The sequence below is a fragment of the Streptomyces blattellae genome (genome assembly GCF_009709555.1).
GTDB lineage: Bacteria > Actinomycetota > Actinomycetes > Streptomycetales > Streptomycetaceae > Streptomyces > Streptomyces blattellae.
On sequence record NZ_WJBG01000182.1, the window covers coordinates 105,206 to 117,359 of the forward strand.

Genomic DNA, 12,154 nt, shown 5'->3' on the forward strand with positions numbered 1-12,154 from the left:
GGCCCGGAATGATTGCCGCGCCCCCCTGGTTTTAGCCTGGGGGGCGCGGCATCTTCGTATGCCTATGCACGACATCAAGGAACGAGGCACGACATGACCGACCCCGTGACGCTGGACAGCGAGGGCTCCATCGGCGAGTTCGACGAGAAGCGTGCCGAGAACGCCGTGCGCGAACTGTTGATCGCGGTCGGCGAGGACCCGGACCGCGAGGGGCTCAGGGAGACGCCGGGGCGGGTGGCTCGGGCGTACAAGGAGATCTTCGCGGGGCTCTGGCAGCAGCCCGAGGATGTGCTGACGACGACGTTCGACCTCGGTCATGACGAGATGGTGCTCGTCAAGGACATCGAGGTGTACTCGACTTGTGAGCATCATCTGGTGCCGTTCCGGGGCGTGGCGCACGTCGGGTACATCCCGTCCACCACCGGCAAGATCACCGGCCTGTCGAAGCTGGCCCGTCTCGTGGACGTCTACGCCCGCCGTCCGCAGGTGCAGGAACGACTCACCACGCAGATCGCGGACTCTCTGATGGACATCCTGGAGCCGCGTGGCGTGATCGTCGTGGTGGAGTGCGAGCACATGTGCATGTCGATGCGGGGCATCCGCAAGCCCGGGGCGAAGACCATAACGTCGGCGGTGCGCGGGCAGCTGCGGGACGCGGCGACGCGCAACGAGGCCATGAGCCTGATCATGGCCCGCTGACGCGCCGGGAGGTCAAGCGGCGGACGCCGCACCCGGGCTGTTGTTGTTGTCGTCCTCCGGGAGCTTGCAGACGCGCTCCAGGAAGATGGCTGCCGCTATGACGGCGATGCCGGCCACCACGGAGAAGCCGGCGTAGATGGCCTGGTCGCGGCGGGCGGGGATGTCGAGGGATTCGAGGAGGAAGACGCCCGTGCCGCCGTACATGCCGGCGACGAGGGCGGCCACCAGGGCGCTGGACTGGCCGAAGACGACCGCGCGGGCCGCCATGAGGGGATCGACGCCCTTGGCGTCGGGGCGGCGCTCGCGCTGGGCCTTGAGACGGGAGCGCAACGACAGCGCCGTGGCGAGGAGGACCGCGGCGATCGCGGCCAGCACGATGGGCGCGGCCAGCGGGACGCTGGGAAGGGTCCCGAGCGAGTTCCAGAGGCGGGCGCCCGCCCAGGACAGGACGCCGGCGACGACGAAAACGCCGGCCAGCACCCTGATGCGCAGCTCTCTCACGGTGTCCCTTCAGCTCCCCGGATCGGTGCCGGTCCTGGGTCGAGGTGACCCGGCCGGTCCGACCTTGCGATCGTGTCGACCTTAACGACTATTCAGGCAGCCGGAGTTCCAGGTCCTTGCGGGCGGCGACGCCGTCGCGGGTGACGGTGTCGAGGAGGTCGGCGACCGCGCCGCGACCGGGAACCTGGGCGCCCGGCTCCAGGTCGTGCCAGGGGGCCAGGACGAAGGCGCGTTCATGGGCGCGAGGGTGGGGGAGGGTGAGCTGGGGGTCGTCGGAGACGACCTCGGCGTACGCGACGATGTCGACGTCGAGGGTGCGTGCGCCCCAGTGCTCGTCCCGGACGCGGTGGAAGGCCTCTTCGACCGCGTGCGCCCGCTCCAGGAGGGAGGACGGGGGGAGGGTGGTCTTAAGGACCACGACCGCGTTGAAGTACGAGGGCTGGCTGCCGGGCTCCACGCCCCACGGCTCCGTCTCGTACACCGGAGAGACCGCCTTGATGCGCACGCCGGGGGTGTCCTCCAGGGCGTCGATGGCGCCCTGGAGGGTCTCCAGGCGGTTGCCGAGGTTGGAGCCGAGGGAGATCACGGCCCGTTTCGGATTCTGCAGGGTGGTGTCGGCTGCGTCGACCTTCTCGACGACGGAGGCGGGTACCGGCTGTACGGTCGGGTCGCTGTGCCCCTCGGTGAACGATGCGGTCATACTCGGCTCCGGGTGATGGTGACGGTCACGTCGTCGAAGGGGACGGTGATCGGCGCGTCCGGTTTGTGGACGCGGACCTCGACCTCCTGGACCTCCTCGTGCTTCAGACAGACCTGGGCGATGCGCTCGGCGAGCGTCTCGATGAGGTTGACGGGCTCGCCCGCGACGACGGCCACGACCTCCTCCGCCACGATGCCGTAGTGCACGGTCTTCGCCAGGTCATCGGCGGCAGCGGCCGGTCGGGTGTCCAGGCCCAGGACGAGGTCCACGATGAACGTCTGGCCCTCTTCGCGCTCCTCGGGGAACACACCGTGGTGCCCGCGGGCCTTGAGGCCGCGCAGCGCGACACGATCCACGCGAATCACTCCTGCAATCGTCGGTGACGGCCGATGCGAACCGGGTACGGGCGGCGCACCGGCCTCAAACGAATCTACCTGCGGGCACTGACAGGGCCGGGCCACGGGGGTCCGTGCCAGAGTCGGGCCTTGCAGCCTTCATCGTGTGTTTCCCCGGGGGAACCCGGCGGCTCACGGGTTGGTAGCCGCCCCTACCCGGAGGCCCGTGATTCCAACCACTTCTTGGTTCTGCTTGGTCCGTTCTGCTTGGTCCTCAAGGTGCGCCTACCCACTCAGGCGGGTGTGTCGTCGCCTTCTTCCTCGTCGGTTTCGGCCAGCACCGGGGAGGCGTGGTGCGACCAGATCTTCCAGCCCTCGGGTGTGCGGCGGAACACGTTCGTGGCGACGACGAGCTGTCCGACCAGCGGGCCGAGTTCTTCGCCCCCCTCGGGGGCGGGGCCGCCGCTGAGGATGTTCTCGGTGCAGGTCACCAGGGCGGTGTCACCGGTGACGGAGACATGGACATCGGTGAGGAAGAACTGGATGTAGTCGGTGTTCGCCATGATCAGCGCGTACGACCGCAGGACCTCGCCGCGGCCGGTCAGTACCGGCCAGCCGGGGTGCACGCAGGAGATCACGCCGGAGTCCGCCGGGTCGTGGTACGTCTCGTCGACGCCCAGGTCGGACGGGGCGAGCCAGAGCGAGGACAGCTCTTCGAAGTCGCCGCGTTCCATCGCTTCGTAGAAGGCGGTGTTGGCGAGCTCGACCTGCTCTACGTCGGTGTGGGGGGCGCTCACCGGGCTCCTTCGGTGCCGCGCGCTCCTTCTGCGCCGGGGGTGCGCGCTCCCTCCACGGCGCGCGCGACCCGGACGGCGTCCGCCGTCGCGTGCACCTCGTGCACGCGGACCGCCCATGCGCCGGCGTGCGCCGCGAGGGCGGACACGGCGGCCGTGGCGGCGTCGCGCTCGCGTGCGGGCGGGGGTGCGCCCTGCGGTCCGGCCAGGACCCGGCCGAGGAAGCGCTTGCGGGATGCGGCGACGAGCAGGGGGTGGCCGAGGGCGTGCAGGCGGTCGAGGTGGGCGAGGAGGGTCAGATCGTGCTCGGCTTCCTTGGAGAAGCCGAGACCGGGGTCGACGACGATGCGGTCGGGGGCGATGCCGCCCGCCAGGACGGCGTCCACGCGCGCGCGGAGTTCGTCGAGGACTTCGGTGACGACGTCGGCGTAGAGGCCCTTGACGGTGCTGCCCTCCAGGAAGCCGCGCCAGTGCATGACGACGAAGGGGGCGCCCGCTTCCGCGACGACGGGGATCATCGCGGGGTCCGCCAGGCCGCCACTGACGTCGTTGACAAGGGCGGCGCCGGCCGCGAGGGACTGCTGGGCGACCGAGGCGCGCATGGTGTCGACGGAGACCGTGACGCCGTCGGAGGCGAGTTCGCGTACGACGGGGATGACGCGCCGGAGTTCCTCGGCCTCGTCGACGCGGGTGGCGCCGGGGCGGGTGGACTCGCCGCCGACGTCTATGAGGTCCGCTCCCTCGGTGACCAGGGCGAGGCCGTGCTTCACGGCGGCCGACGTGTCGAACCAGCGGCCGCCGTCGGAGAAGGAATCGGGGGTGACGTTCACGACTCCCATGACCGCGCAGCGGTCCCATTCCGGAAGGCCCGCGACATGCCCGCGTCCGCTCTGCTTGCTCATATGTTCAGCGTAGGCCCCGGTGGGCCTCCGAGGTCCGGCGGTCCGAGCGAAGCCCCCGGGCTCGGCGGGCGGGGTTTCCGACCGGTCCTGTCCGAGGCACAGGATCCGGTGCCGGTTCGGGCATCCGGCGACATTGCGCCCTCTAGGACGGTGTCTCGGAGGGGGAGGTTCACTCGGGAGGTTCATCGGCGACTCGACGGGCGGCTACCGCGGGCACAACATGACAACGGGATGGCTGTGTTTTTACGGGCCGGGCCACCAAGATTCGCCTACGCGCGGTAAGTTTCTGGCCATGCCACGTGGACGTCACCGCCATTCCCCGCCCTTGCACAGGCTCCTGCCTCCGTCGGCGATCGCAGGCGTCTCGGTCGTCTGCGCGCTCGGCCCCTGGGTGTTCTCCGAAGCGACGGTGCTCCGGGGTCTGGCCGCGGCCGCCGCGGCGACGGCGGTCATCGGCGCGGTCGTGCTGCGCCGTTGGGACACGCAGGCCGGCAAGCAGGTCGCCGACCTCACGCGCGCGCGTGCGAGCGACGAGTGGCGCTACGAGGAGCGCGTCGCCGAACTTGAGACGGACCTTGAGGAGTCCCGCGCGCTGCGCGTCAAGCTGGAGCAGCGGCTGCGCGCGAAGCGTACGGAGCTGGCCGGACTGCGCAATGAGCACGCGGCGTTGCTGCGCCGGTACGCCACCGCGGAGACCGAGCGCGCGAGCGCCCTGGAGGGCCGCCGCCTGCTGGAGATAGAGACCACCACGCCGGTCCGCGCACTGCCGCCCGTGCCGTCGCAGGCGAACGCTCCCGAGGAGGAGACCGAGGCGGTGGCTGCCTCGGGCGAGTCCACCGAGTCCGCCGCCGGGTCCGCCACCGAGTCGGTCGCCGAGTCGGTGAAGGCTGTCGAGGCCGCGCAGGCCGGACAGGCCGGACAGGCTGAACAGCCCGCACAGGATGAACAGGCCGGGCAGGACGAACAGGATGAACAGGCCGGGCAGGTCGAGCCGGTGGCTCCCGCGGTCTTCTCGCCGGAGGGGTCCAAGCTTTTCCTGCGCGCCAAGGTGGCGTTGGCGAAGTTGGACGCGGACAGCGCGCCCAAGGGAGACGCCGAGGCCGCGCCCAAGGGGGACGCTGACGGTGCCTCCAAGGGGGACGCCGAGAGTGCCTCCAAGGATGGCGACGACAGTGCCTCCAAGGGTTCCCCCGACGACGACGGCTCGCCCAAGGGCGGTGCGCCGGTCGCGCAGGAGCCGGTGAAGGCCGGTGCGGGGGACGCCGCGCAGGAGGACGAAGCGCAGGGGAAGCCCGAGGCGGTCGACGGGCACGAGCGCGCGGCCGCCACCTCCACGGGCAAGGCGGCCCAGTCCGCGCAGCAGCCCTCCGGGCACTTCACGGTGCCGACCGCGGTGGCCGTCGTACCGGCGTCGCCCGTGCGGCGTCCGGCGGTCGAGGGCGGCTTCGACTTCTTCGGTACGAAGACGGAGTCGGCGTCCGCCGCGCTGGAAGCCGTGCAGAACGAGGACCTCGCCGATGTCGTGGGCCAGGAGGCGCTCGCGCTCCACAAGGCGGAGACCGAGGCGGAGTTCAAGCCGGCGGACGCGGAGTCGCGCGGTGTCGGGCAGGTCATCGACCTGACGGCGCACGACGAGACGGAACACATCGACCTGCAGGGGCTGCGGAGCGCGGCCTCCTGACCTCCGGCCGGCCCGTCACGGCCTACGGCTGTGCCATCCACCGGTCCGGCCGCGCGTCCCTGCGCCCCGTGCGTGACCGCTCCGCCTGCCCGCGCAGCAGCTCCGCCGCCTCCTCGGCGTCCCGCAGCCGCGCTGTGACGGTCTTGTTGGCGCCCGTGTCCACGTGCACGTCCGCAAGTCGCCAGGCACGCCTCCAGGGCCCCTGAGCCAGCCGTACGCTCTGCACCTTCGCGTGCGGCACCAGAGCCAGCCGCCGCCGCAGGAGCCCGTGCCGGGAGGCGAACACGGTGTCGGTGACCGCGATGCCGTAGCCGCGCCACCACAGGGGCAGACACCGGCCGGCGCGGCGCGGCGGCCGGGAGAGGGACGGCGGCACCGTCACTCCGGGCAGCACGCGCGCGATGACGGCCTCGGCGATCTCGCGCGGAGCGACCGGCAGCAGCATGGAGTTGGCGGAACCGGCGACGTCCAGCTCGACCCGTACCCAGCCCCGCCGCCGCCACAGCAGCGGCTCCACGATCCGTACGGTCTGCACGCGCCCCGGCGGCACCGTCTCATGGACGCGGTCCAGCAGGCCGCGGTCGATGCGCAGCCCGTCCGGGGACTCGGCGACCGTCCAGTCGTACTCCGCGACGAACCGCCCCACGCTGCTCGCACCCGCCGCGCCGAGCAGCGGCAGGCCGACCGCGAGAACCGTCCACACGCTGTCGGTGGCGAGCCATATCAGCGGCGGTACGCAGAGTGCGGCGGCGAGGGTGCCCCAGGTCGCGCCGGTCAGCACGAGGGACACCGCGAGTACGCCGGGGGGCGTGCGCAGCAGCTCCTGCGCCGGTGCTTCCCCGACTTCGTGCGCCGTCTCGGGCGCGAAACCCGCGGCACGCGCGAGCAGTTCGGCGCGCAGCGTGCGTGCCTCGTCCGCGCCGAGGAAGGCCAGCTCGTCCTTCTTGTCCGCGCCGATGACGTCGAGTTTGAGCTTGGCGACGCCCGCGATCCGCGCGAGCAGCGGCTGGGTGACGTCGACGGCCTGGATGCGTTCGAGCCGGATGTGCGCGGCACGCCGGTACAACAGGCCGGTACGGATGCGCAGTTCGGTGTCGGTCACCGCGAAGTGCGTGAACCACCAGGTCAGAAAGCCGTACAGGGCGGCGGCCGGGACGAACACGGCGAGCGCGATCAGCAGCGTGGTCGTCGTCAGCCTGGTCAGCTGGCGCTGCGCCTGGTCGGGGTCGTGCAACGCCCACCCGATGATCACGGTGACCGGCGCCCACGCCCGCCTGAGCGGCGTCACGGGATGCAGCCGCCGTTCGGTCACGGCTGCCTTCTCGCGTACGGCGCCGTCGACGCCCGGCGCCGTCACAGCCCCGCCGATCGTGCCTGGCCCAGTTCGGTCAGCCGGTCGCGCAGCCGTTCCGCCTCGACCGGATCGAGCCCCGGAATCGTCGCGTCGGTCGCGGCTGCCGCGGTGTGCAACTGCACGCTGGCCAGCCCGAAGTGCCGTTCGACGGGTCCGGAGGTGACCTCGACCAGCTGCATCCGCCCGTACGGCACGACGGTCAGCTCGCGCCACAGCACGCCCCGGCTGATCAGCAGGTCGTCGGCGCGCTCGGCGTACCGCCAGGAGCGCCAGTTGCGCTCGACCATCACCCAGCCCCCTGTCAGCAGGGCCAGCGGCAGCAGTGCGAACGCGGCCCACACGGGACCCGCGAATACACCGAGCAGCACGCCGGTGGCCGCCGTCAGCAGCCCCAGCCACACCGCCAGCAACCACCGGCGCATCCGCAGCAGTCCCGGCGGCAGCCCGGTCCAGGCCGGCTCGACCCCTGCCGCCTCCGGGTTCTCCCGGCTCCCCGTCTCCATGCGGCAAGCCTACGTAGGGGAGACTGGGGCCATGACTCCTACGACGGAGACCACGGTCGGTATCGGCGGTGCCGCGGAGAGCACCGACATGGTGCTCAACATCGGGCCCCAGCACCCGTCCACGCACGGGGTGCTGCGGCTGCGGCTCACCCTCGACGGGGAGCGCATCACGCACGCGGAGCCCGTCATCGGTTATATGCACCGTGGCGCGGAGAAGCTCTTCGAGGCGCGCGACTACCGCCAGATCATCATGCTCGCCAACCGCCACGACTGGCTGTCGGCCTTCTCGAACGAGCTGGGTGTGGTCCTCGCCGTGGAGCGCATGCTCGGCATGGAGGTCCCGCCGCGCGCGGTGTGGACGCGCACGCTGCTCGCGGAGCTGAACCGGGTGCTCAACCACCTGATGTTCCTGGGCTCGTACCCGCTGGAGCTGGGCGGGATCACTCCGATCTTCTACGCCTTCACCGAGCGTGAGGAACTCCAGCACGTCATGGAGGAGGTCTCCGGCGGGCGCATGCACTACATGTTCAACCGCGTCGGCGGCCTCAAGGAGGACCTGCCCGCGGGATGGACGTCACGCGCGCGTGCCTGCGTCGCGGCCCTGCGCTCCCGTATGGACCGCTTCGACGACCTGGTCCTCGGCAACGAGATCTTCCGCGGGCGCACGCGCGGGGTGGGCGTGCTCGCGCCCGAGACCGTGCACGCGTACGGCGTGAGCGGGCCGATCGCGCGCGCCTCCGGCGTCGACTTCGACCTGCGGCGCGACGAGCCCTACCTCGCGTACGGCGAACTCCAGGACACCCTGGAAGTCGTCACCCGGAAGGAAGGCGACTGCCTCGCCCGCTTCGAGTGCCTCCTGGCGCAGACCCACAACTCCCTGGACCTCGCCGACGCCTGCCTGGACCGGCTCGCCGAACTGCCGGCCGGCCCGGTCAACCAGCGGCTCCCCAAGGTCCTCAAGGCGCCCGAGGGCCACACCTACGCCTGGACCGAGAACCCGCTCGGCATCAACGGCTACTACCTCGTCAGCAAGGGCGAGAAGACGCCGTACCGGATGAAGCTGCGGTCGGCGTCGTACAACAACATCCAGGCGCTGGTGGAGCTGCTGCCGGGGACGCTGGTCGCGGACATGGTGGCGATCTTGGGGTCGCTGTTCTTCGTGGTCGGGGACATCGACAAGTGAGGAGCCCCTACACGTAGGAGTTCCTATGTGCAGGGGCCCTGGTTGAGCGGGTTCGGAATTCCAACCGGCTGCACCAGCCATCCGAAGTCGCCGAGACCGCCGAGTGCGGTGAGCTCGGCGCCCTCTCCCGCGTTCGCGAGGGCGCGCACATAGGCCGCGGGATGTGTGGTCGCCAGCGCGAGTGGGGGGCGTGCGCCTGCGATGCCCAGGGCACGCAGTGCTTCGCGCTGGCGCAGGAGGAGTGCGCCGGAGTGTGTGCTCGGGGATGCGCCGGCAAGCGCGTCGAGGGGCGCACACGCGTCCAGCGCCACATGCGCCGTTATGTCACACGACCCGTCCGGCACGGGCCGCGTCTCGCGCCCCTCCCGGAAGCCGGTGAGGGTGCCGAACGGCGGGCGGGTCTCCGCCGTGTGCACGTAGTCCACGGCGACCGCGAGTCCCCGGTCGAGCGTCGCGACCGCCGACGCCCAGGCCTCGTCCCGGGGCAGCCCGATCTCGGCCCGCAGCCCCTCCTCGGCCGACAGCGGCCACCACCGGCCGAGCCACTCCGCCTCCGCACCGGAGACGGGCTCCCCGAGCCGCTCAGTCCCGTCCTGGCGGACGAGTACCAGCCGCGGTACGCCCGAGGAGTCGACCTCGGCCACCTCCACGGGCACGTTGTCCAGCCACTCGTTGGCGAAGAGCAGCCCGGCGGTGCCCTGCGGGGGCGCGCTGACCCACTCGATACGGTGATCCAGGCCCGCGGGACGGTCGGCGACTTCGACGGCGCACGCGCGCGTGCGGGCGGCCACGCCGGCGGGCAGCGCGGCCAGCACGCCGCTGACAAGCTCCCCGCGCCCCGCCCCCATGTCGACGAAGCCGAGCGACTCGGGTCCGCCCAGTGCTTCGTCGACCAGGCACAGCAGCCGGGCCACGGCCCCGGCGAAGAGCGGCGACGCGTGCACGGACGTACGGAAGTGGCCGGCCGGGCCCTCCGGCCTGCGGTAGAAGCCGTCCGGCCCGTACAGGGCCGCCTCGGTCGCCGCCCGCCAACCGCGCCAGTGCCCCGCTGTCTCGTCCGTCACGCCGCCAGGTTATGCGCACAGAGGAACGGAGCCTCCACCTTGTGGAGTACACGCACCCGATGCGTATCGACCCTCCGGTTGACCCCTGCACGCATCCTGCTTCCCTACTCTGGGTTACGTGCAGCGCCTCTACGACTTCCTCCGCAGACACCCGACATGGGTCGACGGCTTCTGGGCCGTCCTCCTTTTCGGGATCTCTGTGGTGAGCGAGGCCGTCCGGCACGAGGGCGGGCAGGACGCCACGGGCACCGACTCCGAGGCGGCCATCATCCCGGTCCTCCTCCTGTTGTGCCTGGTGATCGCGTTGCGGCGGCGCATGCCGGAGAAGATGCTGCTGCTCGCCATCGGGGTGGGAATGGCGCAGCTGGCGCTGAACGTGGCGACGACGCCCGCCAACTTCGCCTTTCTGGTGATCACCTACACCGTGGCCGCGACCGGCGCCCGCTGGGCCTCCAGGCTCACACTGGCCGTGAGCCTGATCGCCGCGCCCCTGGCACAGATGCGCTGGCCGGAAACGGAGTCCACCGCCCTGAGCAATGTGGCCCTGGTGGTCTTCCTGACGGTGCCGTTCATCCTCGCCTGGGTGCTCGGCGACTCGATCCGCACCCGCCGCGCCTACTACGAGCAGCTGGAGGAGCGCGCCACCCGGCTCGAAAGGGAGCGTGAGGCGCAGGCCAAGGTGGCGGTCGCCGCCGAACGCGCCCGGATCGCGCGCGAGCTGCACGACGTCGTCGCGCACAACGTCTCCGTGATGGTGGTGCAGGCCGACGGCGCCGCCTACGTCCTCGACGCCGCGCCCGACCAGACCAAGAAGGCCCTGGAGACGATCTCCTCCACCGGCCGCCAGGCCCTCGCCGAGATGCGCCGCCTGCTGGGCGTGCTGCGCACCGGTGAGCACCAGGAGAGCGGCGAGTACGTCCCACAGCCCGACGTCGAGCAGATCGACGAGCTGATCGAGCAGTGCCGCACCTCCGGACTGCCCGTCGACTTCAAGGTCGAGGGCACCCCGCGGCCGCTGCCCAGCGGCGTGGAGCTCACCGCGTACCGCATCGTGCAGGAAGCGCTCACCAACACCCGCAAGCACGGCGGGCCGAACGCGGGCGCCAGCGTCCGCCTGGTCTACTTCGACGACGGCCTCGGCCTGCTGGTCGAGGACGACGGCAAGGGCGCCCCGCACCAGCTGTGCGAGGAGGGCGGCGCCGACGGCCAGGGGCATGGCCTGATCGGGATGCGGGAACGGGTCGGTATGGTCGGCGGCACCCTGGACGCGGGCCCGCGCCCGGGCGGCGGCTTCCGCATCAGTGTGCTGCTCCCGCTCAAACCAGCGCTCTGACGCCGACGCGCGCGCCCTGCTGACACCTGTCACGCCCCCGCGGACGCCCCAGCGGACGCGGACGTAGACGTAGACGCAGGCCGACGAGACTTCAGACGAGACAGACGAGAACGGAAGAGGCCCCGATGACGATCCGCGTGATGCTCGTCGACGACCAGGTGCTGCTGCGCACCGGGTTCCGGATGGTGCTTGCCGCACAGCCGGACATGGAGGTCGTCGCGGAGGCGGGCGACGGCGTCGAGGCGCTTCAGGCGTTGCTCTCGACCCCCGTCGACGTGGTGCTGATGGACGTACGCATGCCGAAGCTCGACGGCGTGGAGGCCACGCGCCGCATCTGCGCCGAACCCGACGCGCCGAAGGTGCTGATCCTGACCACCTTCGACCTCGACGAGTACGCCTTCTCGGGGCTGAAGGCGGGCGCGTCCGGCTTCATGCTCAAGGACGTGCCGCCGGGCGAGCTGCTGACCGCGATCCGGTCCGTGCACAGCGGTGACGCCGTCGTGGCTCCCTCGACGACCCGGCGCCTGCTCGACCGGTTCGCGCCGATGCTGCCCAGCGCCGGCAAGGGGCCGGAGCACAAGGAGCTGGATCGGCTCACCGACCGCGAGCGCGAGGTCATGGTGCTGGTCGCGCAGGGGCTGTCCAACGGGGAGATCGCGGCCCGGCTGGTGCTGTCCGAGGCGACCATCAAGACGCATGTCGGCCGCATCCTCACCAAGCTGGGGCTGCGGGACCGGGTCCAGGTGGTGGTCCTGGCGTACGAGACGGGGCTGGTGCGGGCCGGCGGACACGGCTGACCGCGGGCGCGGGCCTCGGTAGGGTCTGCGCATGCTTTTGTGGATCAACGGCCTTTCGGGGGTGGCGATCCGTCGAGAAACTGCCCGCACACGAGATTCAGCGGCGTCTGCCCGGCAGCGTCGTCTGCGATCCCGAGTACGTCGGCTTCGGCCTGAATCGCACGCTGCCGCCCCGACTGCGCGGGGACTTCCAGGACTTGGCCTCGTGGCGGCAGGGTGTCGTCGAGGTCCTCGATCTCGCCCTCACCGAACACGACGGCGTGGTGATCGCACCCATGACGGTCACCGACTCCGGCTACCGAACTCTT

13 protein-coding genes and 1 pseudogene are annotated in these 12,154 nt (G+C 71.3%); 6 read left to right on the top strand and 8 right to left on the bottom strand.

The window, feature by feature from the left end; genetic code table 11:
• Window positions 1-93 precede the first annotated feature (93 nt).
• Window positions 94-699 carry a GTP cyclohydrolase I FolE gene (gene folE / locus GFH49_RS23795; protein ID WP_155058104.1) on the top strand — a complete coding sequence of 202 codons (606 nt, stop codon included), beginning with the start codon at window positions 94-96 and terminating at the stop codon, window positions 697-699.
• A gap of 12 nt (window positions 700-711) precedes the next feature.
• On the opposite strand, the gene GFH49_RS23800 is transcribed toward folE, so the two are convergent.
• From GFH49_RS23800 to folP, 5 genes are all read right to left on the bottom strand, one after another.
• Window positions 712-1,200 (bottom strand): DUF3180 domain-containing protein, encoded by a 489-nt coding sequence (locus tag GFH49_RS23800; RefSeq protein WP_155058105.1) that lies wholly within the window; start codon window positions 1,198-1,200, stop codon window positions 712-714.
• 88 nt (window positions 1,201-1,288) lie between these two features.
• Window positions 1,289-1,900, bottom strand: coding sequence for a 2-amino-4-hydroxy-6-hydroxymethyldihydropteridine diphosphokinase (gene folK, locus GFH49_RS23805; RefSeq protein ID WP_155058106.1), 612 nt, complete (start codon window positions 1,898-1,900; stop codon window positions 1,289-1,291).
• Window positions 1,897-2,256: a dihydroneopterin aldolase gene (gene folB / locus GFH49_RS23810; RefSeq protein WP_155058107.1), complete on the bottom strand. Its 360-nt coding sequence runs from the start codon at window positions 2,254-2,256 to the stop codon at window positions 1,897-1,899. The genes folK and folB overlap by 4 nt, the downstream gene beginning before the upstream one ends.
• 272 nt (window positions 2,257-2,528) lie before the next feature.
• The gene (locus GFH49_RS23815; protein ID WP_155058108.1) at window positions 2,529-3,032 is read right to left on the bottom strand and encodes a nuclear transport factor 2 family protein; all 504 of its coding nucleotides are present in this window, start codon (window positions 3,030-3,032) and stop codon (window positions 2,529-2,531) included.
• Complete coding sequence (gene folP, locus GFH49_RS23820) at window positions 3,029-3,931, bottom strand: dihydropteroate synthase (RefSeq protein WP_155058109.1); 903 nt, start codon at window positions 3,929-3,931, stop codon at window positions 3,029-3,031. Before folP ends, GFH49_RS23815 begins: the two co-directional genes overlap by 4 nt.
• A 292-nt stretch (window positions 3,932-4,223) precedes the next feature.
• Between folP and GFH49_RS23825 the strand changes: the two genes are divergently transcribed.
• Window positions 4,224-5,612 (top strand): prolipoprotein diacylglyceryl transferase, encoded by a 1,389-nt coding sequence (locus GFH49_RS23825; protein WP_155058110.1) that lies wholly within the window; start codon window positions 4,224-4,226, stop codon window positions 5,610-5,612.
• Window positions 5,613-5,634: 22 nt separating this feature from the next.
• Here the strand turns inward: GFH49_RS23825 and GFH49_RS23830 are convergent, their stop codons facing one another.
• Window positions 5,635-6,969: a PH domain-containing protein gene (locus tag GFH49_RS23830; RefSeq protein ID WP_155058111.1), complete on the bottom strand. Its 1,335-nt coding sequence runs from the start codon at window positions 6,967-6,969 to the stop codon at window positions 5,635-5,637.
• Window positions 6,966-7,469, bottom strand: coding sequence for a PH domain-containing protein (locus tag GFH49_RS23835; RefSeq protein WP_155058112.1), 504 nt, complete (start codon window positions 7,467-7,469; stop codon window positions 6,966-6,968). Before GFH49_RS23835 ends, GFH49_RS23830 begins: the two co-directional genes overlap by 4 nt.
• 31 nt (window positions 7,470-7,500) lie before the next feature.
• Here GFH49_RS23835 and GFH49_RS23840 point away from each other — a divergent pair, with 31 nt between their 5' ends.
• On the top strand, window positions 7,501-8,652 hold the full coding sequence (locus GFH49_RS23840) for an NADH-quinone oxidoreductase subunit D (protein ID WP_155058113.1): 1,152 nt from the start codon (window positions 7,501-7,503) through the stop codon (window positions 8,650-8,652).
• Between the two features lie 23 nt (window positions 8,653-8,675).
• Here the strand turns inward: GFH49_RS23840 and GFH49_RS23845 are convergent, their stop codons facing one another.
• Entirely contained in the window at window positions 8,676-9,716 is a 1,041-nt protein-coding gene (locus tag GFH49_RS23845; RefSeq protein ID WP_155058114.1) for an SAM-dependent methyltransferase, read from the bottom strand.
• Between the two features lie 118 nt (window positions 9,717-9,834).
• Here GFH49_RS23845 and GFH49_RS23850 point away from each other — a divergent pair, with 118 nt between their 5' ends.
• The 3 genes and pseudogenes from GFH49_RS23850 to GFH49_RS40325 all read left to right on the top strand — a co-directional run.
• Window positions 9,835-11,049 (top strand): sensor histidine kinase, encoded by a 1,215-nt coding sequence (locus GFH49_RS23850; protein ID WP_155058115.1) that lies wholly within the window; start codon window positions 9,835-9,837, stop codon window positions 11,047-11,049.
• Between the two features lie 125 nt (window positions 11,050-11,174).
• Entirely contained in the window at window positions 11,175-11,846 is a 672-nt protein-coding gene (locus tag GFH49_RS23855; RefSeq protein WP_155058116.1) for a response regulator transcription factor, read from the top strand.
• A gap of 31 nt (window positions 11,847-11,877) precedes the next feature.
• Window positions 11,878-12,145: pseudogene (locus GFH49_RS40325) on the top strand (ATP-binding protein); the annotation flags it as partial.
• Window positions 12,146-12,154: the final 9 nt, after the last annotated feature.

What these genes read in the sequence shown, in the direction of transcription:
- folE (WP_155058104.1), top strand. Translation starts at nt 94, where the DNA reads ATGACCGACCCCGTGACGCTGGACAGCGAGGGCTCCATCGGCGAGTTC.
- folK (WP_155058106.1), bottom strand. Translation starts at nt 1,900, where the DNA reads ATGACCGCATCGTTCACCGAGGGGCACAGCGACCCGACCGTACAGCCG.
- folP (WP_155058109.1), bottom strand. Translation starts at nt 3,931, where the DNA reads ATGAGCAAGCAGAGCGGACGCGGGCATGTCGCGGGCCTTCCGGAATGG.
- GFH49_RS23825 (WP_155058110.1), top strand. Translation starts at nt 4,224, where the DNA reads ATGCCACGTGGACGTCACCGCCATTCCCCGCCCTTGCACAGGCTCCTG.
- GFH49_RS23835 (WP_155058112.1), bottom strand. Translation starts at nt 7,469, where the DNA reads ATGGAGACGGGGAGCCGGGAGAACCCGGAGGCGGCAGGGGTCGAGCCG.
- GFH49_RS23840 (WP_155058113.1), top strand. Translation starts at nt 7,501, where the DNA reads ATGACTCCTACGACGGAGACCACGGTCGGTATCGGCGGTGCCGCGGAG.
- GFH49_RS23855 (WP_155058116.1), top strand. Translation starts at nt 11,175, where the DNA reads ATGACGATCCGCGTGATGCTCGTCGACGACCAGGTGCTGCTGCGCACC.